Below are 20,897 nucleotides of genomic sequence, written 5' to 3'. Positions count from 1 at the left end.
AATTCGGCACCGGGCGTCGCATCGACCGCGACGCCGCGCAGGACAAGCGCGTTCCAGCAGAGCGATGCGGCTTCCCCGCACCCGGCGGCACGCGACGACCTCCCCCCGCGGACGTGTTCCCACGCGATCGGTAGCAGGGAGGTCGACACGCGATGAAGCTGCTGATTGCCCGGATGAACCACGAGACGAATACGTTCTCGCCCGTACCGACGCCGCTCGCGGCGTTCGGTCGCGACGGTCCCGATTGGGGTGACGATGCATATCGCGCGAACCACGGCATGCGCACGGCGATGGCCGCCTTCCTCGACATGGCTGCCCGCGAGGGCGCCGACGTCGTGACCCCCGTGTCGGCTGCCGCGAACCCGAGCGGCCCGGTCGCAGCCGACGCGTATGCGGCCATCTGCGACGCGATCGTTGCCGCCGCGCCCGGCTGCGACGCCGTGCTGCTCGACCTGCACGGCGCGATGGTCGCCGAACACAGTGTGGACGGCGAGGGCGACTTGCTCGCACGCGTGCGCGCCGCCCTGCCCGATGCGCCGATTGCGGTTGCGCTGGACCTGCATGCGAACGTGACACAAAAAATGATCGACCACGCGGATGTGATCGTCAGCTTCAAGACCTACCCCCACGTCGATATGTACGAGACGGGCGAGCACGCGGCGCGCGTGCTGTTCAGGCAACTGTCCGGTCACGCACGGCCCGTGCTCGCTTGGCACCAGCCGCCGCTCATGACGTCGACCCTGCGCAGCGCGACCGCCGAAGGCGCGATGCGGCGCGCGGTGAACGCCGCGCGCGCAGCCGAGGCCGATGGAATGCTCGCGGTATCGGTATTGCCGGGCTTCTCGCTGGCTGATATTCCCGCGCCATGCCTCAGCGTCGTCGTGGTCGGCGACGGCGACCGCGCGGCGGCCGACGCGCACGCCGAACGTATCGCGCGACAGATCTGGCAAGCGCGCGACGATTTCGTGTATCGCAGCGCCCCGCTCGCGGCCTCCGTCGCACAAGCCGCCGCGCTGGCGCGCGGTGCGAAGCGGCCTGTGCTGATGCTCGATCACGGCGACAACTGCATGTCGGGCGGTCCGTGCGACACCATGGACGTTATCGAGACGGCGCTTGCGCAGGGACTCGACGGTATCGTCAGCGGACCGATATGCGATCCGGATGCGGTGGCTCGAATGATCGCGGCGGGCGTCGGCGCGACCGTGACGCTGGCCATCGGCAATCGACTGCCGTCGCACGATGGCCTGCAGCGTCAGCCGTTTCGCGCGACCGGCATCGTGCGCGCCATCACCGACGGCGAATACGTGATCCAGGGGCCGACCTATACAGGGCAACGTGCCTGCATGGGACGTACCGCCGTGCTCGATACCGGGTCGGCCCTGTTCGTCGTCAGCGAACGCACACAGGAGCCCTGGGATCTCAGTGTATTCGAGAGCGTCGGCATCGATCCCCGGCGCGCACGATTCCTGTTGCTGAAATCGAGGATGTATTGCCGGCCCGTTTTCGAGCCGATCTCGGCCGCGCTCGTCGAGTGCGACAGCCGCGGCGTCACGGGATCAGACTACGGCCTGTTCCGCTACGTGCGGCTCGTCCGCCCCGTCTATCCGCTCGACAACCTCGACTGGTGACATCGCAACGCGCCACGCGCGGCCGGACAGCGGACGATCGCATGACGGCTATGCCCGCGCCGGCCCGTCGCTCAACCGCTCACCAACCCCGCCGGCGGCGCCGCGCCCGCAACCTGAACCGGCTTCGGCAGCAGCCCCGTCCGATAGAACACATCGGACAGCTTCTGCTGGTAGGCGAGCGCCGCCGGCGTGATCGGCTCGATGCCGAAACGCGTGCGCTGGAACGCCAGCGCGACCGTCGGCTCCGGAATACCCCACAGCTTCGCGAATTCGGCGGCGGCCGGCCCGCGATTCGCGTCGAGCCAGCGTTCGAGCGCGGCCACTTCGCCGAGCGTCGTGCGCAGCACCTCCGCGTGGCCGGTCGCGTACGACCGCGACGTGAAGTAATAGACGCGATTCTCGACGAGGCCCGTGCCGTCGGCGATGATCCTCGCGCCGAACGATTGCTGGACCGCCGCGAGAAACGGATCCCAGATGATCCACGCATCGACCGCGCCGCGCTCGAATGCCGCACGCGCATCGACAGGCGAGAGCCATACCGGCGTGACGTCCGTGTAGCCGAGCCCCGCCGCCTGCAACAGGCGCACCAGCAGGAAATGCGTGTTCGAGCCTTTGGTCAGCGCGATGCGCTTGCCGCGCAGTCCCGCGAAGGTCTTGACGGTCGAGGTCTTCGGCACGACCACCGCCTCGGACGAAGGGCGCGCCACGCCTTGCGCGCCATAGACGAGCGGCGCGCCCGCCGCCAACGCGAAAATCGGCGGCGCCTCGCCCACGTCGCCGAAATCGATGGCCCCGGCATTCAGCGCCTCCAGTTGCGGCGGCCCCGAGGGAAACTCGGTCCACGTCACCTTCGCGCCGAGCGGCGCGAGCTTGCGCTCCAGGGTGCCGCGCGCCTTCAGCAGGCTGAGCGGCCCTTTCTGGTAGCCGATGCGCAGCGTATGCGGATCGGTCGTCGCGTGCGCAGTCCCGGCCGCGACCGCGGCGCTCCAGGCGAGACCCGCGCCCACGAAGCGGCGTCGCTTCATCGAAATCGTATCCGTCATGTCGTTCCAGTCCTCATGGCATGCCGGGGCGCGACGGCTGACGGCCCCTTGTTCTCCCGCGGCGCAATGCCAAGGCGCGAATGGGATTCACGCATCTCGCGCGCGACGCACGGGTGTCCGGACGATTCTATGGGGCGTGGTCCGTCAATCGAACCAACGATGCACGATATTCAAAGCAGGAACAGGCATAACCCGCGCAAAGGCGCGCCGCCGCCGCTCATGCAGCGCGAAGCGCACGCGCCGTCGACGGCGCGCATCCAATGGTCGGGAACGCTTAGGACTGGCTGCCCGAACCCAATGCCGCCTCGTCGGCGGCCAGCAGTTGCGGGACGAATTCCCTCAGGAAATCGATGAAGGTGCGGATCTTCGCATCGAGGTACTGGCGCGACGGATACAAGGTATACACCGTCAACTGCTGCAGGCGATAGTCGGGCAGCACACGCACCAGCGCGCCGCTGCGCAGGGCGGGCAGCGCGGTCGACATCGGCAGCGAGCCGATGCCGATGCCTTCGCGCAGCGCGGCGCCGAGCGCGTCCGCGACGTTGACCTGGAAATCCGCCGACGGCAGCGCCAGGGTTTCGCGGCCGTTGGGCCCGTCCAGATGCCAGCGATCGGGCGGGAACACCGGTGTGACGATCTGCAGGCACACGTGATCGGCCAGATCGGTCACGCTTTGCGGTACGCCGCGCGCGCGCAGATACTCGGGCGACGCGCACAGCACGCTGTGCACGGTGCCGAGCCGCTGCGACACGAGCCCCGAATCGGGCAGTTCATTCGCGCTCAACTGCAGCGACACGTCGTAGCCCTCGTCGAGCAGATCGGGAAAATGCTGCGACAACGTCAGCTCGACCATCACGCTCGGGTGGAGCGTCCGATAGCGCACGATCGCGGGCACCACGTAGGCCTGCCCGAAGCTCGTCGTCGCATGCACGCGCAGCCGGCCGGACGGGCTCGCCTGCGCATCGGCCGCCTCCGACTCGGCTTCGTCGATATACCCAAGAATCTGCACGCAGCGTTCGAGATAGCGCTGGCCCGCCTGGGTCAGCGCCACCCGGCGCGTGCTGCGATTGAGCAGGCGCGTGCGCAGGTGCGTCTCCAGCTGCGCCACCGAGCGCGACGCAAAGGCGGTCGTGATGTCCAGCCGTTGGGCGGCATGCGTGAAGCTGCCCTCCTCGGCGACGCGGACAAAAATGCGCATCATCTGTAGCGTATCCATCGCCCCCCTTCCCGCGAATGACATCGCGCCGCGCGGCGGCACGGCTCGCGGCGGCATCCGGTTCGTCGCGGCGCATCGCGCGCGACCCACGCAGTCGGCATGCGCCGATTTCCGTCACCGCACGGCACGCGCGGCGACGTTCCGACGCGAATTTTGCGGAACGGTACAGGACGTTAAATGCCGTGTCCAGATCGCGATCGAGGGCGTGCGAGGCCGTCGCATCCGCGCGTCACCGCGGACAGGCGCACGCCCTGCCATCGGGGCTCGCCGGTGCACACAGGGAAAATACGGATCGCGACGACGAGGCCGACCCGCTAGCCAACGCGCCCGCCGGCGAGGCCCCGCATCCGGACGACGACGCCCGGGCGATTCGCGACGGACCTGCGTCGCTCGGGCCTCACCGGCCCGCAGCGCTTAACCGCGCCCCTGCGAAGCCGTTGCGGGAGGCGGGGCGCTCATGGGAAAGAGAACGGTGACGCTCAAGCCGGTTTGCTTCGCCGGGTCCGCGAAATCAAGGCGGATCTCCGCGCCGACGCGATCGACAATCGTCTGGACGATGGAGAGCCCCAAACCCGATCCCATCTGTTCACTGCCCAGTGTGCGGTAGAACGGATCGAAAACCCGGGCCCGCTCGGCTGACGGGATGCCCGGCCCGTTGTCCGTGACGCGCACTTCGACCTTCCCGTCCAACGCCCCCACGGAAAGATCGACCCGCCCGCCTTCCGGCGTGTAGCGAATGGCGTTGTCGATCAAGTTCTTGACCACGGCGATCAGGTCCAGCTCGCTGACCCACACTTCGTCATCCTGCGTGCCTTCGACGCCGATGTCGATGCGCCTGGCCTCGGCCAGCGGCATGAGGTCCTCCAGCACACGGCGGTAGACGCCTTGGACAGATACCGGCGATTCCGGCGCGTCGGCAGCCGACTGCGCCCTGGCCAAGGTCAGGAGTTGATCCAGCAGGTTTCGGCCACGCTCGATCCCTTGGCGCAGCGCCGTCAACCGTTCGCGCGCCGGACCGGACATCTCCGTTTGCGCCAGCCGTTCCGCCTGCAGCGAAAGCGCCGTCAACGGCGAGCGCAGCTCGTGCGCCGCGTCCGCCACGAAACGGCGCTGGGACGTCATGGACTGGCCGACGCGGGCGAGCAGGCGATTGATCGCCACGGCGAAAGGCCGCACCTCGACCGGAAGATGCCGATCTGCGACGGGGTGCAGTTCCTGCTCGGCGCGCTGGTCGATTTCCCTGGAGAGGGCGGCGATGGGCCGAAACATCTTGCGCACCAGATCGGCGACGATCAGCAGCAACACCGGCACGAGCACCAGGAAAGGCATCACCGTGCGCAGCGCGCCCTCGCGGGCGATTTCATTGCGGAAGCCCGCCTCCTGCGCCACGGCGATGCGTTCGCCGGCGGCCGTGGTCTTCACCAGGACGCGGAATGTCTCGCCGCCGACCTCCAGCGTCTGCAATCCGTCGGACAGCGTGGCGGGCAGCGGCAGGATGCCTCCCGAATCCACGTCGACCGGCGAGGGTTGGGCCCCGCCCAGGCGCTGAACGATCACGCGCGATTCCTCATCGGCATCCGCGAGACGCCCCCCGCTCGGCGAAGGCGTCGGCGACAAACGCTGCTGATCCATGAGCTGCGCCACCTGGCGCAGAACGTCATCCTGCAGCTCGTGCGCCTCGTCGAAGGCAGACAGGAACGAGAATGCGCCCGCGACGATGGCCATCACGAGAATCGCCAGCGACAGGGTAACGGACAGCTTGAGTTGAACCGACTCGTTCAAGCGTCTTTTGAAACCATCCATCCCAGCCCCCTGACGTTCTTGATGACCGCGCTGCCGAGCTTGCGCCGCAGCGCATGGATCAGGAACTCGACGGCATTGCTTTCGACTTCTTCCCCCCAGCTGTAGATGCGATCCTCCAGTTCGCTGCGCGAGAGAATGGCGCCCGGCCGAACCAGCAAGGCCCGCAGCAGTGAAAACTCGCGGTTGGACAGTTGTACCGGGGATCCGCCGTCGACGCTGGCCTCCTTGGTGACCGGATCGAGCGACACCACGCCGTTGCCGAGGACGGGCGCGGCCTTGCCGCCCCTGCGCCGCAGGACGGCGCGCATCCGGGCCAGCAGCGCCGCCATCTGGAAGGGCTTGGCGACATAGTCGTCGGCCCCGCCGTCCAGGCCGCGGAGCAGATCATCGAGGCCATCGCGCGCCGTGATGATGAGGAGGGGAACCGGATCGTCCCTGGCGCGGAGGCTCGCGAGCACGTCCAGCCCGTCTTTGCCGGGCAAGCCCAGGTCGAGCAGCACCAGGTCATAGTGCTGGCAGCCCAATGTCGTGAGCGCAGTCCGTCCGTTCTTGACCCAGTCCACCGCGTAGGACGCATCCTTCAACGCGCCCTGGATCGCGTCCCCGATCATGGGATCGTCTTCGACGAGCAATACCCGCATTCCCACTCCCTTCAATCGTCGGTCAATGTGTCGTCCTGGCTGCGCGCTGCTTGAAGAACAGGATCGCCGTCAGCATGAAGGCGAACAACGCAGCCGACGCCGAATAACGGCTCAAGGCCAGACCGCCCGCGCTCGACGGTTTGTCCAGGAAGTCGCCGACCGCCGCGCCCAGCGGGCGGGTCAGAATGAACGCCGCCCAGAACAGCAGCGTACGGGACACGCCGGTCCGGTAGTAGGCGGCCGCGACCAGGGCGAGCAAGCCGCTGAACACGGCGGCCGCGCCCGTGTAGCCCAGGCCCGCCGTATCGGCGGTCCAGTCGCCCAGCGCCGTGCCCAGCGTCTGGGAGAACACGATGGTCAGCCAGTAGAAGGCTTCCGCCTTGGGCGAGTGGGTGGTGCTCGCGGACACGGAACCGAGGGTGCGATGCCAGACCAGGAGCGAGCCGAGCAGCAAGGCCAGCAGCAGGCTCGAACCGCCAGCGTACCCGATTCCCAGCGAGCGATCCGCAAAATCGGCCAGCGTCGTGCCGACGGTGGTCGTCGCGATGATGGCGGCCCAGTACAGCAATGGATGGAACCTTTTGGCCTTGACCTGCGCGACGACGACGACCAGGAAGATCGCCGCGAAGATGCCGGTGGCGACCAGATAGCCGAGATGCATGGACATCGAAACGGCATCGCCGCCGGTTTCGCCGAGCGTGGTGGCCGCGATCTTGATCAGCCAGAATCCCAGCGTGGTCTCGGGGACCTTGACCAGCGCGTGTTCAGTAGACGTTTTCATCGGGTGCGCTCGCGGGTCAGGCCTTGCCTTGGAAGGCGTCGAAGGTCTTCAGCAAATTGGCCATCGCCGCCTTGCAGTCGGCCTGGCCCGGCGCGTCGGCGCGCAGCGCCGACAACGCCCGGTCGATGGCCTTGTCGAGCACATGCCAATCGTCGGCCGCCCGCGGTTTCAAACCCGCCTCGGCTGAATCCCAGGAGACTTCCAGATCCTTGATGCGGGTCCTGGCCGCGGGCAGATCGCCCTTGTCCACGATGACGGCCACGTCGGCGGCAATGCCGCGGAACGCCGACAGGTCGCCGAGCCTGGAGGCCGCCGCCACGGCCTGCGGAGCCGCGTTGGCGTGCGCGGCGTCAGCGGGCCCGACGCTCGCGCGCTCCGGGTCGGCGGATTTGGAACATCCGGCCGCCACGGCCAGAAGCAAGATGGCCGACACGGCGGCGACGGGTCGGACAAACGCGTATCGATTGAACATGTGTTCTCCTTGAGAAGTGGAAAGACGGTTATTCGGCGGTTCGGGCGGATCGGTTCGTCCTCATCCCGAACTGAGCCGCCGCCACCGCCGTGAGGATCACCCCGAGGAACAGGGCGCTGGTCCACATGGCCCCCATGCCGAGGCCGCCGTAGGTCCTGGCCTGCGTCAGCCAGTCGCCCAGCGCGGCGCCGAACGGGCGGGTCAGGATGTAGCCGATCCAGAACGTGAGCACGGCGTTGCCACCCATGCGCCAGGCGACGCAGGTCGCGCCGATCGACGCACCGAAGGCGAACGCGCCCCGGATAAAGCCCAGGCCCAGCGCCTCGGTCGCCAGATCGCCGGCGGCCGTGCCCAGCGCGAACGTGCACAGGACGGCCGACCAGTAAAACAGCTCGCGTCTGCGCGTCACGATGTCATGGATGGACAGCGTGCGTTCGACCCGATGCCAGGCGAAGAAGATCGCGGCGAGCCCCGCCGCGAAAACGGACGTACTGGCGTACAGGCTGACTCCCAGGCCGTCGGTCAGCCAGTCGGTGATCTGCGTGCCGACCACGCTGACCAGCACGACCGTCAGCCAGTAAATCCAGGGGGTGTAGCGGCGGACGCGCAACTGCGCGATCAAGGTGGCCGCGAGCAGGCCGGCCATGACCGCGCGGGTCATTCCCTGACCCCAGCCGGCATTGACCGCCAGGAAGTCGGCGCCCGTTTCGCCCACGGTGGTGGACATGATCTTGACGATCCAGAACGCAAGCGTGACGTCGGGAACCTTGTTGAGCCAGTCGCGTGTGTTGGGTGCGGGCCGTGTGTTCATGCTGTAGTCATACCGATGCGAAGGGGATGACCGTCAGTCTGCCCAGGCAAACTTAGCCTGGACATAGGCCCACCCGCGCCTCCATCCCGGCGCGGTCACGCAACCCGGGGATGCAGGTCGCGAGCCGGAGGATCGGTCAGCGCCTGAACCGGATCCCGAGCGCGCCCCGTGAAAACGCAGCGCCCCGCCGCTCGGCTCCGCATTCCTGAATAATTCCGCCGAATATCCACCTTGGCAATTCACAGGAAGGCTAATTTTCTTATTTTAATTTCACCGCAAAATCACCCACCATAAATCGACCTAATATCTTCATGGGCGGACCGCGCTCAGGAGACGAAAACGCCGCTCCGCCCTCGCCGCGCGCATACCAACGATGTTCTTCCCTTATCCGCTTTTCATCATCGAATCGATTCGTTATTAACGCTTCCGTTATCAGAATTCAATTCAACTTGACCGGAGCTTGCGATGAATGAGGATGCTCAAGGAGACCACGCGCCGAGGCGCGCCTTTCTGACCGATCTCGCGCGACTCGCCGCGGCCGGCGTCATCGGCGGATGGACACCGCTCGCCCACTCGGCCCGCACGCAACCCGCCTCGTCCGCGCCGCCGAACTTCCCGCCCGACATCGCGCTGTACCAGCAGGCGTTCCAGAACTGGAGCGGCGAAATCACGATCCCGGACGTCTGGACCGCCGCGCCGCGCAGCCCCGCCGAGGTGGTGGAGGTCGCCAACTGGGCCTACGCCAACGGCTACCGGATCCGACCGCGCGGCCACCTGCACAACTGGTCGCCGCTGACGCTCGCCGCGGACGTCGCGCCCGCGCAAGTCGTGCTGCTCGACACGACCCGCGCGCTCACCGCGGTCTCGATCGACACCTCGACGCAGCCGGCCCGCGTCACCGCTCAGACCGGCATCTCGCTCGAAGCGCTGCTCGCCGCGCTCGAGCCGTATGGGCTCGGCATCGTCGCCGTACCCGCCCCCGGCGACATCACGCTCGGCGGCGCCCTGGCGATCGACGCGCACGGCACCGCCGTGCCGGCCGGCGGCGAACACCCCGCGCCGGGCCAGGCCTATGGCTCGCTCAGCAATCTCGTGCAGAAGCTGACCGCGGTGGTGTTCGATCCCGGCTCGCAGCGCTATGCCCTGCGCACGTTCGAGCGCGGCGATCCGGACTGCGGCCCCTTCCTCGCGCATCTCGGCCGCGCCTTCGTCGTGGAGGCCACGCTCGTCGTCGGGCCGAACCAGCGCCTGCGCTGCCAGAGCCATATCAATATCGCGGTGTCCGAACTGTTCGGCGCGCCGGATGCGGCCGGCCGCAGCATGGCCTCGTTCCTCGATCAGGCAGGCCGCGTGGAAGCGATCTGGTATCCGTTCACGATATTTCCGTGGCTCAAGGTCTGGAGCGTGTCGCCCAACCGGCCGCTGCTGTCGCGCGCGGTCACCCAGCCGTACAACTATCCGTTCTCCGATTCGATCCCGCCCGAGCTGGCCAACCTGATCGCGCGCATCGTCATCGCCGGCGAAGGCGTGCTGACGCCGCTGTTCGGCCAGACTCAGCTCGCGATCACGGCGGCCGGACTGTTCGCGACCGCGAGCGCCGACCTCTGGGGCTGGTCGCGCACCGTGCTGCAATACGTCCGACCGACGACGCTGCGCGTCACCGCGAACGGCTACGCCGTGCTGGTGCGGCGCGCCGACGTGCAACGCGCGATCCACGAGTTCGTGCAGTTCTACCAGGGCCGGGTCGACGCCTGCCGCGCACGCGGCGCCTATCCCATGAACGGCCCCGTCGAGATCCGCGTGACCGGCCTCGATCAGCCGGCCGACGGCGGCGCAACCGTCCCCCCGCTGTCGGCGCTCAAGCCGCGCCCCGATCATCCCGAGTGGGACACCGCCGTCTGGTTCGACATCCTCACGTTGCCCGGCACACCGGGCGCGAACCGCTTCTATCGTGAGATCGAGCAATGGATGCTGGCCAACTACGCCGGGACCTACGCGACCGTGCGCCCCGAGTGGTCGAAAGGCTGGGCCTACACCGATACCGGCGCGTGGCGGGACGACGCGATGCTGACGACGACGATTCCCAACCTGTATCGCGAGGGCCAGCCCGCCGCCGCCGGCTGGGACGCCGCTCGCGCGACGCTCGATCGCTACGACCCCGGGCGGATCTTCGCGTCGCCGCTGCTGGACCGGCTGCTGCCCTGAGACGCGCGTCGCAAGGCGAGCGGCCCGGACGCGGCTCGCGCGAACCCGCGCAAGCCGCGCCGGGCCGGCTCAGAGCGACGCGTCGTCGAGCTTCTTGAGCGCGCGCGACAAGGCACCGCGTTCGACTGCATCGAGGCCCGCCATCAGTTGCGTGTCCCATTGCGACACGACCTGCAGCGCCTGGGTGAACGCGACGCACGATGCGGGACGCCGCCGGATATAGACGGCCCGCTTGTCGTCGGGATCCGGCAATCGTTCGACCCAGCCGCGCTCGACGAGCCGGTCGATGGTGCGGCCCAGTGCGGTTCGATCGGTCTGCGAATGTTCGATGATGACGCTCATCGGCACGTCCTGCGCGAAGCTGTGAATGATCCGCAGCACCCGCCATTCCGGCAGCGTGAGGCCGATGCGGCCCAGCTCCGTCGTGAGACGCCTGTCTCGATTGCGCACGATGTTTGTCATCGAATAGATTTCACCGGACGGCAATCCAAGCGCCTTCTCCCTGCTCATTTGTTCTCCCGTCGCAAATCCGTATGTCTTGGCGGCCTGCGAACGCCGCAGGCCCTATTCTTGTTCAATCAACCGCTCCGCGTCCAGTTTCCTCAACCATCACGTAGACCTATCGAGCCTCCGCGAAACCGTAGCGCGCCCAGTTCTCCAACACCTTGCGCTGAAGCGCGTCCGGATACGCATGCCGGAACGAGGCGATTCCCGCGCGCATCTCGCCGCGAAACTGCTCCGGATACAGGCAATTGACGACGAGCTTGCCGCCCGAGCCGGCCGCGCGATCGTCCGTCGTCAGATACGGGACCATCGGAAAGCCGCGCTGCCCCGGGAATGCGAAGTGATCGTGCTCGGGGTGCGCGCGCGTCGCGAGCGCCCAGACCACCTGGTTGAGGTCGGTGACGTCGACGTCGTTGCCCACCAGGATGAACTTCGGAATCAGGTAACCGGGATGCGAGTCGAACAACACCTCGGCCACGCGCTCGACGAGCGCGCGCGCCGTCGTGTTCAACGCGGCGAGCCGCGCGACGTCGACCGACAGCACGGCCCAGCAGCTCGCGGCCTCGTAGGAACACCACGCCATGTCGATCGGCAGGCCGGCTGCCTGCAACAACTCGAGCAGTTGCGCGGAGATCATGGTTCCCCAGATCGTGTGGTTTTCCTCGGGCGGCGTGCCCGCCACGCACACGGGCAGGATCGGCGCATCGCGGAAGGTCACCGCGCGCACGTGAAACACGGGCTGCGCGCGCCCTTCGCGATGCTGGTAGCCGTGGTACTCGCCCATCGGCCCTTCGAGCGCGGTCTCGGTCAGGCTGACCTCGCCTTCCAGCACGATCTCCGCCTGCGCGGGCACCCACAGATCGACGCGCTCCGCGCGCACGACTTCGAGCGCCGCGCCCAGCAGCGCCCCGACATATCCGGGCTCGCTGACGCCGGCGGGCAGCGGCATGCCGGCCGCGGCCACCGCGGCGGGCGGCGCGCCAAGCGCCATCGCCCACGGCATAGGCTTGCCCTCGCGACGCCACATCTCGCGGATCATGCCGATGTGCTGGGTCGGAATCGCCGGCCCCGCCAGCGTGTTGCGATCCACCAGCATGAGCCGGCCGATGCCCCAGCTGTCCCACGCACCGTCGGGAGAACGCACGATATGGAAGCCGTAGGTGCCGAAGTAACGGCCGCCATCCGCTTCGTGCAGCAGCGGAACCGGGAAGCGCGTCAGATCGACCGCCTCGTCGCGCCAGACGTTCTGCTTCACGGGGCCGCTCGCCACCCGGCGCGGCGCGATGGGCGCGGCCGCCATCGCGCGCCGGATCGTCGCGATGATCTCGCGCGGGCCGCTCGTCTCCGGCAGACCGAGATGCAGCGCCAGCCGGCCGTATTCCCGCCCCGGCGTCGCCCGCATGCCGGCGGGCGCGCCCAGGATCCGCGCCCCCGGCACGCCGCTCGCAAGGCGCGTGAACAGCGGGGCGGGCAGGCGCGCCTCATAGACGCGGCGCGTGATCGCCGCCAGTTCGAGCGCGGTGTCGACTTCGACGTCGATATCGACGAGATCCCGCCTGCGGCGCAGCTCGTCGAGGAACGCGCGCAGGTCCAGCGCGCAGTGAAGCAGGCTCATGAACGTCTCCAGGTTGAGGGGGCGCAGCGTCGCCGATGCATGGCGCGTCGGTGATCGTGCGGTGGCGCGCCGCGCGGCGCGGATCGACCCGCGCCCGGCGCGCAGAAGCGACCGGCCGCTGCGGCGTCGATCACCTCGTCGGCTTGCATTTATTGCATGCATGTGCACACATCATATTGATGGTCGGCGCGATCGGCAAGCGGGCAGATCGTCCTCAGGCCGGGCCACCCCCGCGGCATGTCCCGCGCCGCCGCTGAGATCCCCATTCGCAGCAGGTACGCTGCCCTAGCACACCCATAAATTCATTCAACTTCAAAACCGCAAATAAATTATTATAAAAATTGATAAAGCTTCTTTTAACACAATCGCAAATAATCAATAATACAATTCCCATAAATTCACCGATTAATCCGAAATTCTTATCAATCTGCGCGCACAGATATTCCAAAAAAACAGGACAAAAGATCGTGGTGGATTGAATTTCCCATTCCCTTGCTCAAATTCAAAATCATTGGTTGTTATTTGAGATTTTAGTGCCTTTCGATTCAATATTTCGTGCCCGTCTATTCAAAAAACAGTCTTCCTCATTGACTATTCTTAGAATTTAACATGACGATTTTTATCGAAACAAATAAGCCTGCCGTATCACAATAATCAGCCGCATTTGGCGAATCGTATCAGGATTTTTTTACCGATCTCAAAAGCCGCTTTCCCGATGCATCCCACTATCTGAATCACGATGCGCTCGGTCCGAGGGACCTCGAAGCGTCCCATGCGGACCTGCGCAAGATCGAATCCGGCGGCTTCTCGCACGAGAACGTCGGCGGACACTACGGCCGCCAGCAATTGAGCGCCGGCAAGGCGCTCTCGCGCAGCCAGGGCTATCTCGCGCTCGATCGCCTGCAACGGATCATCGAGCAGGAGCGCCTGTCCGTCGGCACGCTCGGCAACCTGCTGTCGCCCTACTTCCGGATCACCGCCGCGGAAGCCGAGGCCGTGCACCGCGACGCCGCGAACGACATCGATGCGGCCTGGATCGAGCCGGCCCTGGCTCGCCCTGCTCGCGTGGATGCCCGAGACCCACGCGCCGCAGCCGCGGCGGCGCACGCCGGCGTCCTACTTCGGCCCGTACGTCGAGCTCGCGGGGGATTTCCGCTTCATGGCCTACAGCCTGTCGTCGACGCTCGTGTTCGTGTTCACGATCGGCTATTACGCGACCTCGCCGCTCGCCTTCCACACGCTCGGCTATTCGCCCGTCCAGACTCGCGTACTCGGCCGCCATCCTGGCCGGCTCGTGGGCGATGGGCAGCGTCCTGGTCAAGCTGCCGTTCGCGCGGCGCGACCTCGGCACGATCGTCTATTACGTGGTGGTCTGCATGCTGTTCCGCTGCGTCGACGTCGACGGCAGCGGCTGGCGCATCGCCATGTTCTCGTTCCTGATCTGCTGCGGCTGCGGCGTGGCCGCGCCGCTCGTGCTCGTGCTCGTGCTCGTGCTCGTGCTCGTGCTCGTGCTCGTGCTCGTGCTCGTGCTCGTGCTCGTGCTCGTGCTCGTGCTCGTGCTCGTGCTCGTGCTCGTGCTCGTGCTCGCGCTGAGCATGGGCGAGGTCGAGAAGAACCGCAGCGCGGCCAGCGCGCTGCAAGGGACGATCAAGATGTTCTTCACCGGCATCTTCATGATGCTGTTCCACCTGACCCAGGTGAAGAGCTTCGCCTCCCTGCTCGACATCTTCCTGGTCGTCGCGCTGCTGCTGGCCGGCGTCATGGGCTACGACAGGGTGCGCGCGCAACTGATCCGGCGCGGCCCGGTCAAGACGCCCTGAGCCCCCGCCTCGTCCGCCCGGCGGCGCCTTGCGCGCCGCCGGGCGGAGGGCGCGCGCGGGCTCAGTGGTAGCCCGCATCCCCCGAGCGCACCTTGCCGCGGAACACGTGGTATTGCATCGCGTTGTACACGAGGATGATCGGCAGCACGATCACCGTGCCGACCAGCGCGAACAACTGGCTCGCGGGGCTCGACGAGGCCTCCCAGATCGACAGCGAAGGCGGCACGATGTGCGGCCAGATGCTGATGATGAGGCCGCTGTAGCCGAGGAAGCTCAACGCGAGCGTCAGCAGGAACGGCATGGCCTCGTGCCCGCGCCGCACCGTGTGGAAGATGCCCCATACGCACGCGACCACCAGCACGGGCACCGGCAGGAACCAGGGCAGGTCGCCGCTGCCGAACCAGCGGTGCGCGACGGCGGGCAGCCCGAGCACGGTCCACAGGCTGACGATCGCCATCGCCCCGAGCAGCACGCTCACGAGCGGCTTCATCAGCATCCGCATCTTGCGCTGCAGGTCGCCGTCGGTCTTGAGGATCAGCCAGCCGCAGCCGAGCGTCGCATAGGTGACGAGCACCCCGAGCCCGCAGAACAGGCTGAACGGCGACAGCCAGTCGAACGGCTCGCCGGCGAAGCGGCCGTCGACGATCCGGATCCCCTGCAACAGCGAGCCGAGCACGATCCCCTGGCAGAACGCCGCGAGCGCCGAGCCGCCGATGAACGCGAGGTCCCACAGATGCCGGGTCCGGCTCGCCTTCGCGCGCAGCTCGAACGCCGCGCCGCGGAAGATCAGCCCCACCACCATCAAGATCAGCGGCAGGTAGTTGGCGGGCAGCAGCGTCGCATAGACCACCGGAAACGCACCGTACAGCGCCGCGCCGCCGAGCACGAGGAAGGTCTCGTTGCCGTCCCACACGGGGGCGACCGTGTTGATCATCACTTCGCGCTCGGCGGCTTCGCCGAAGAATGGAAACAGCAGCCCGATGCCGAGGTCGAAGCCGTCGAGCATCACGTAGATGAACACGCCGAGCCCGATGATCATGGCCCAGATGACGGGAAGGTCGAGATGCATGGCTTACTCCGCGTCGGTCGTACCCAGCCGCGCGGACAGCGCGCGGTTGCGCAGCCCCGGGTGAGGGTGGTGTTCGTGGAGGCCGGCCTGCGCCGCCGGCCCGCGTTTCATGAGCTGCATCATGTAGTAGACGCCGGTGCCGAAGACCAGGAAATACACGACCACGAAGATCAGCAGCGAGACCCCGACCTGCCGGGCGCTCAGCGGCGCGACCGAGTCGATGGTGCGCAGCACGCCGTACACGGTCCACGGCTGCCGCCCGACCTCGGTCGTGATCCAGCCGGCCAGCAACGCCACGAGCCCCGACGGCCCCATCGCCAGCACGAACCACTGGAAGGCGCGCGCCTCGTAGAGGCGGCCGCCCCGGCGCAGCAGCAGGCCGAGCAGCGCGACCAGCAGCATCAGCATGCCGAGGCCCGCCATGATGCGGAAGGTCCAGAACACGATCGGCGAGTATGGGCGATCCTCGGGCGGGAATTCCTTCAGGCCTCGGATCTCGCCGTCCCAGCTGTGCGTGAGGATCAGGCTGCCCAGGTGCGGCACCTGCAACGCGTAGCGCGTCGTCTCCGCCTGCATGTCGGGCAGGCCGACCAGATTCAGCGAGGTGCCGCCGTGTTCGGTCTCCCACAGGCCTTCGATCGCGGCGATCTTGGCCGGCTGGTAGGCGCGGGTATTGAGGCCGTGCGCATCGCCGACGGCGATCTGGATCGGCGTGAGCAGCAGCAGGATCCACAGCGCCATCGAGAAGCTGCGCTTGACGGGCTCGTCGCGCCGGCCGCGCAGCAGGTGCCACGCACCACATGCGGCGACGATGAAGCCCGCGACGATGAACGCAGCGATCGTCATGTGCGCGAGCCGATAGGGAAACGAAGGATTGAAAATGACCTTGAACCAGTCGACCGGCACGATGCGGCCATGCTCGATCGCGAAGCCCTGCGGCGTCTGCATGAAGCTGTTGGACGCGAGGATCCAGAAGGTCGAGATCAGCGTGCCGAGCGCGACCATCAGCGTCGCGAAGAAGTGCGCGCGCGGGCTGACGCGCTCCCAGCCGAACAGCATCACGCCGAGAAACCCCGCCTCGAGGAAGAATGCCGTCAGCACTTCGTAGGTCAGGAGCGGCCCGGTGATGTTGCCCGCCACCGAAGCGAAGCCGCTCCAGTTGGTGCCGAACTCGTAGGCCATCACGACGCCCGACACCACGCCCATGCCGAAGCCGATCGCGAAGATCTTCGACCAGAACTGGAACATCGCCTTGTACGCGGCGTCGCCCGTCGCGAGCCAGCGCCACTCCAGCACCGCCAGGAAGCTCGCCATGCCGATGCTGATGGCCGGGAACACGATATGGAACGACACCGTGAACGCGAACTGCAGCCGCGCGAGATGGAATGCGTCGAAGATTTCCATGGCTCTGTCGATCCTCCGGTTCGCGGCGCGCCTGACCGCCGTTGCGCGGCGTCGCCCGCCGACGCCATGCGGTCGAGCATGACGCGTACGGCAGTCCTGATCAATATCGGCTTACGACAATAAAGTAGTGCAAGTTTCGGCTTCTGGAAAACAGTATTGCGGCGCGGTCCGCCTCGCGCGCGCGGCGCGCCGCCCAGGCAAGCCGCGGCCGCGCCCCGGGCGCCCGTGCATTCGTCAGGATCGAAAAAAACCGCGCCGGGTCGCGGCGCGGGTCGGGTGCTGCCTCGGGAATGGGATGGCCGCGCGCGGCGGGCGAACCTCGCCCGCTCAGGATTCTTCTTCCGCCCAGGCCATGTCGTCGCGGGCCAGCAGCGCGGAGGACGCCGCCGGCCCGTAGGTGCCGGCGATATAGCTGCGCGGCTTGCCGCCCAGCGCCTGCCAGCCGTTCAGGATCGGCTCGACCCACGCCCACGCCGCCTCGAGTTCGTCGTAGCGCATGAAGTGCGTGAGGCGGCCGCGGATCACGTCGATCAGGAGGCGCTCGTAAGCCTCGGCGCGACGCCCGCTCAGCGCCTGCTGCAAATCCAGGTTGAGGCTCACGGGCAGCACGTGCAGCCCGCTGCCGGGCTCCTTCGCGAGCAAGTGCAACTGGATCGACTCTTCCGGCTGCAACTGGATGACCAGCCGGTTGCCCTGGCTGTACGCGCCGCGCGGAATGATCGAGAACGGCAGGTCGGCGAACTCGATCACGATCTCCGAGCGCCGGTCGCGCAGCCGCTTGCCCGTTCTCAGGAAGAACGGCACGTTGGCCCAGCGCCAGTTGTTGATCTGCGCGCGAATCGCCACGAACGTTTCCGTCGTGCTGTCGGCCGGCACGTCCGGCTCATCCAGGTAGCCGCGCACCGCCTCGCCGTCCACCGAACCCGCCGTGTACTGGCCGCGCACCGTGTCGCGCGCGATCGTCTCGACGGTCATCGGCCGCAGCGAACGCAGCACCTTGAGCTTCTCGTCGCGCACCGCGTCGGGATCGAGGGAAACGGGCGGCTCCATCGAGACGATGCACAGCAGTTGCAGCAGATGATTCTGGATCATGTCGCGCAGCGCGCCCGTGTCGTCGTAGAAGCCCGCGCGGCTGCCGACGCCGACCGATTCCGCCACCGTGATCTGGACGCTGCGGATATACGGCGCCTGCCACAGCGGCCCGAAGATCGCGTTGCCGAAGCGCAGCACCATCAGGTTCTGGACGGTTTCCTTGCCCAGGTAGTGATCGATCCGATAGATCCGCTCCTCCGGGAAGTGACGTCCGATCGCCGCGTTGATCGCCTTCGCGGAGGCGAGGTCGTGCCCCAGCGGCTTCTCGAGCACGACCCGCGCGTGCTCGTCGACGAGCCCCTGCGCGGCCAGGCAATCGCCGATGGTGCTGAACAGGCTCGGCGCCGTCGCGAGGTAGAACACGCGCAGCGAACCGGGCCGCACGGCTTGCGCGAGGCTCGTGTATGCATCCACGTCGTTGATGTCGACGCACGCGTACTCGAAGCGCGCGAGAAAGCGCCCCCACGCCTCGGGCTCGAGCGCCTTGGCGTCGACGAACGGCCGCGAGCGCGTCTCGACGAAATCCAGGTACTGCTCGCGCGACCAGCGGCCGCGCCCGACCGCGATGATGCGCGTGGCGTCGGGCAGGCTGCCGTGCAGGTGCGCCATGTAGAGCGCGGGCAGCAGCTTGCGCGCGGACAGATCGCCCGCGCCGCCGAAAATGACCATGTCGAGCGGCAGCTCGGAAACCGGGGAGGAAGAGGCGGATGGGTTCATCGTTTGACGCAGGGAATCACGGGATTGACGAGCCGGACGGCCGGGCCTGTCCGACAGCATACCGTGCCTGCCGCGACCCTGCTGACGGCCTGCCGGACCGGGCCGACCTAGCCGCGAGTCGGCGTTGTTCGGCACAAACGCGTGTGCTAATGTGATCGCCGAATCAGAGATCGCGACACAAGGACCCGAGGGCATGACGCGCGCCGCCCGGCGCGGGCGTGGTCTTGGGCGTCTGAACATGCGCCACGCCGCTGCGGCGTGCGCCGATCATCGATGGCTCCCCGTGGGTACCGACCGAATCTTCGCCGCGCACGACGCGGCGCCCGACACGCCCCACGCCGCCGACCTCGGGCCGCAACCCGGGCCGCATTCCACTCGGCTGTCGCATCGTTGTCATATGCGCGCCGCGCCACGCACCCGCGGGCCGCACCGCGCCTCTCCCGCCCAGTCGGCGCGCGCCGCGCAACCCGCGCCCCCATGCGCATCGAAGCGCGCGGAAAACCGTCCGGCGCCCGGCCCCTCATGACAGCGCCGCGCCCGCCAGCAAACCCGCCCGCCCCCACATCGCCTCGCCCGCGGCCTCTTCCGCGCAGCGGAGACCCCTTCATGACCCATGCCACGAAAGAACAGCCCACGATGCTCGCGGAGGAAACCGGCCTGCCCGGCGCGCGCAAATGGTGGGCCATGTCGACGCTGATCGTCGGCGGCGCGGTGGCGACGCTCGATACCGCGATCGCCAACACCGCCCTGCCGACCATCGCCGCCGACCTGCACGCGTCGCCCGACCTGTCGGTCTGGATCATCAACGCCTACCAGCTCGCGATGGTGGCGGCGCTGCTGCCGCTGGCCGCGCTCGGAGACCGGATCGGCCATCGCCGGATCTACTTCTTCGGTCTCGGGCTCTTCACCCTCGCCTCGCTCGCGAGCGGGTTCGCGTGGTCGCTGTCCACGCTCGTGATCGCGCGCATCCTCCAGGGCGTCGGCGCGGCCGGCATCCTCGGCGTCGGCAGCGCGCTCCTGCGCCTCATCTTCCCGCCGCACCAGATGGGCCGCGCGCAGGGGTTGAACGCCCTGACCGTCGCGGTGTTCTTCGCCGTCGGCCCGACCGTGACCTCGATCATCCTGTCGATCTCGACCTGGCCCTGGCTGTTCCTGATCAACGTGCCGCTCGGGCTCGTCGCGATGACGCTCGCGATCCGCACACTGCCATACAACCACGCCGCGGCCGCGCCGCGCCGGCCGTTCGACGTGATCGCCGCCGGCCTGCTCGCGACCATGCTGTCGCTCGTCATCTTCGGGCTCGGCGAGCTGTCGCATCACGCACCGCCCGCGCGCGTCGCCATCGAATTCGGCGTGGCCGCGCTGTGCTGCGCGCTGCTGCTGCGGCGCGAGCGCGCGGATCCCGCGCCGCTCCTCCCCGTCGACCTGTTCCGGCTGCCGCTGTTCTCGCTGTCGATGGCGACCTCGAGCCTGTCCTACGCCGCGCAGGGTCTCGCGTTCGTCGCGCTGCCCTTTCTCATGCAGACCAAGCTCGGCCGCACCGCCGTCGAGACCGGCCTGCTGTTCACCCCCTGGCCGATCCTGAGCGCCGTGACCGCACCGCTCGCCGGCTACCTGTCCGAGAAGCGCTCCGTCGCCCTGCTGTGCGGCACCGGGCTCGTGATCATGGGCGTGGGCCTCGCCTCGACCGCGCTGCTGCCGGCCAATGCGGGCGTCCTCGACATCGCCTGGCGGCTCGCGATCTGCGGCGCGGGCTTCGGCTTCTTCCAGTCGCCCAACCTCAAGGCGCTGAGCCTGAGCGCGCCCAAGGCCCGCATCGGCTCCGCGAGCGGCCTGATTCCGGCCGCGCGCCTGTTCGGCCAGGCACTCGGCGCGGCACTGGTCGCGGCCTGCTTCAGCCTTGGCGTCGAGCACGGTTCGGTGGTCGCGCTCTGGCTCGCCAGCGGGTTCGCCGCCGTCGCGAGCATGGTCAGCGTGCTGCGCTTGCGCGCGCCGGCCATCTCCCACGCCTGAACGCGCGCGGCGCACGCGGGCGCCGCCCGTCGGCCCGATCGCGGGCCACGGGCCGGCTCGTCG

Annotated in this window: 17 protein-coding genes; 4 read left to right on the top strand and 13 right to left on the bottom strand. The window is 67.8% G+C overall.

The window, feature by feature from the left end:
* The first annotated feature begins 152 nt into the window (after nucleotides 1–152).
* Nucleotides 153–1,628, top strand: coding sequence for a M81 family metallopeptidase (locus Bsp3421_RS02730; protein WP_273995279.1), 1,476 nt, complete (start codon nucleotides 153–155; stop codon nucleotides 1,626–1,628).
* Between the two features lie 71 nt (nucleotides 1,629–1,699).
* Here the strand turns inward: Bsp3421_RS02730 and Bsp3421_RS02725 are convergent, their stop codons facing one another.
* The 7 genes from Bsp3421_RS02725 to Bsp3421_RS02695 form a co-directional block, all read right to left on the bottom strand.
* Complete coding sequence (locus tag Bsp3421_RS02725) at nucleotides 1,700–2,671, bottom strand: sulfonate ABC transporter substrate-binding protein (RefSeq protein ID WP_273995277.1); 972 nt, start codon at nucleotides 2,669–2,671, stop codon at nucleotides 1,700–1,702.
* 274 nt (nucleotides 2,672–2,945) lie between these two features.
* Complete coding sequence (locus Bsp3421_RS02720) at nucleotides 2,946–3,887, bottom strand: LysR family transcriptional regulator (protein ID WP_273995276.1); 942 nt, start codon at nucleotides 3,885–3,887, stop codon at nucleotides 2,946–2,948.
* A 414-nt stretch (nucleotides 3,888–4,301) separates the two neighbouring features.
* The gene (locus Bsp3421_RS02715; RefSeq protein ID WP_273995274.1) at nucleotides 4,302–5,690 is read right to left on the bottom strand and encodes an ATP-binding protein; all 1,389 of its coding nucleotides are present in this window, start codon (nucleotides 5,688–5,690) and stop codon (nucleotides 4,302–4,304) included.
* Complete coding sequence (locus Bsp3421_RS02710; RefSeq protein ID WP_273995273.1) at nucleotides 5,666–6,331, bottom strand: response regulator transcription factor; 666 nt, start codon at nucleotides 6,329–6,331, stop codon at nucleotides 5,666–5,668. Before Bsp3421_RS02710 ends, Bsp3421_RS02715 begins: the two co-directional genes overlap by 25 nt.
* Nucleotides 6,332–6,353: 22 nt before the next feature.
* Entirely contained in the window at nucleotides 6,354–7,112 is a 759-nt protein-coding gene (locus Bsp3421_RS02705; protein WP_273995272.1) for a COG4705 family protein, read from the bottom strand.
* A gap of 16 nt (nucleotides 7,113–7,128) precedes the next feature.
* Entirely contained in the window at nucleotides 7,129–7,584 is a 456-nt protein-coding gene (locus Bsp3421_RS02700; RefSeq protein ID WP_273995271.1) for a hypothetical protein, read from the bottom strand.
* Nucleotides 7,585–7,612: 28 nt separating this feature from the next.
* Entirely contained in the window at nucleotides 7,613–8,395 is a 783-nt protein-coding gene (locus Bsp3421_RS02695; RefSeq protein WP_273995270.1) for a COG4705 family protein, read from the bottom strand.
* Nucleotides 8,396–8,860: 465 nt separating this feature from the next.
* Here Bsp3421_RS02695 and Bsp3421_RS02690 point away from each other — a divergent pair, with 465 nt between their 5' ends.
* Entirely contained in the window at nucleotides 8,861–10,600 is a 1,740-nt protein-coding gene (locus tag Bsp3421_RS02690) for a cholesterol oxidase substrate-binding domain-containing protein (protein ID WP_273995269.1), read from the top strand.
* Between the two features lie 69 nt (nucleotides 10,601–10,669).
* Here Bsp3421_RS02690 and Bsp3421_RS02685 read toward each other — a convergent pair whose 3' ends face one another.
* From Bsp3421_RS02685 to Bsp3421_RS02675, 3 genes are all read right to left on the bottom strand, one after another.
* Nucleotides 10,670–11,110: a MarR family winged helix-turn-helix transcriptional regulator gene (locus tag Bsp3421_RS02685; RefSeq protein ID WP_273995268.1), complete on the bottom strand. Its 441-nt coding sequence runs from the start codon at nucleotides 11,108–11,110 to the stop codon at nucleotides 10,670–10,672.
* A gap of 109 nt (nucleotides 11,111–11,219) precedes the next feature.
* The gene (locus tag Bsp3421_RS02680) at nucleotides 11,220–12,713 is read right to left on the bottom strand and encodes a UbiD family decarboxylase (RefSeq protein ID WP_273995645.1); all 1,494 of its coding nucleotides are present in this window, start codon (nucleotides 12,711–12,713) and stop codon (nucleotides 11,220–11,222) included.
* Between the two features lie 660 nt (nucleotides 12,714–13,373).
* Nucleotides 13,374–13,826: a hypothetical protein gene (locus Bsp3421_RS02675; protein ID WP_273995267.1), complete on the bottom strand. Its 453-nt coding sequence runs from the start codon at nucleotides 13,824–13,826 to the stop codon at nucleotides 13,374–13,376.
* 194 nt (nucleotides 13,827–14,020) lie between these two features.
* Here Bsp3421_RS02675 and Bsp3421_RS02670 point away from each other — a divergent pair, with 194 nt between their 5' ends.
* Complete coding sequence (locus tag Bsp3421_RS02670; protein ID WP_273995266.1) at nucleotides 14,021–14,539, top strand: hypothetical protein; 519 nt, start codon at nucleotides 14,021–14,023, stop codon at nucleotides 14,537–14,539.
* 61 nt (nucleotides 14,540–14,600) lie between these two features.
* Here Bsp3421_RS02670 and cydB read toward each other — a convergent pair whose 3' ends face one another.
* From cydB to zwf, 3 genes are all read right to left on the bottom strand, one after another.
* The gene (gene cydB, locus Bsp3421_RS02665; protein ID WP_273995265.1) at nucleotides 14,601–15,608 is read right to left on the bottom strand and encodes a cytochrome d ubiquinol oxidase subunit II; all 1,008 of its coding nucleotides are present in this window, start codon (nucleotides 15,606–15,608) and stop codon (nucleotides 14,601–14,603) included.
* Nucleotides 15,609–15,611: 3 nt separating this feature from the next.
* A complete protein-coding gene (locus Bsp3421_RS02660) occupies nucleotides 15,612–17,012 on the bottom strand; it encodes a cytochrome ubiquinol oxidase subunit I (RefSeq protein WP_273995263.1) in 1,401 nt (466 codons plus the stop codon).
* A gap of 327 nt (nucleotides 17,013–17,339) precedes the next feature.
* Nucleotides 17,340–18,821 (bottom strand): glucose-6-phosphate dehydrogenase, encoded by a 1,482-nt coding sequence (gene zwf, locus Bsp3421_RS02655; protein ID WP_273995262.1) that lies wholly within the window; start codon nucleotides 18,819–18,821, stop codon nucleotides 17,340–17,342.
* A gap of 606 nt (nucleotides 18,822–19,427) precedes the next feature.
* On the opposite strand from zwf, the gene Bsp3421_RS02650 reads away from it, so the two are divergent.
* Nucleotides 19,428–20,834: an MFS transporter gene (locus Bsp3421_RS02650; protein WP_273995261.1), complete on the top strand. Its 1,407-nt coding sequence runs from the start codon at nucleotides 19,428–19,430 to the stop codon at nucleotides 20,832–20,834.
* The last annotated feature ends 63 nt before the right edge of the window (nucleotides 20,835–20,897 follow it).

Source organism: Burkholderia sp. FERM BP-3421, from assembly GCF_028657905.1.
GTDB lineage: Bacteria > Pseudomonadota > Gammaproteobacteria > Burkholderiales > Burkholderiaceae > Burkholderia.
This window is presented reverse-complemented; position numbering and strand designations above follow the sequence as displayed.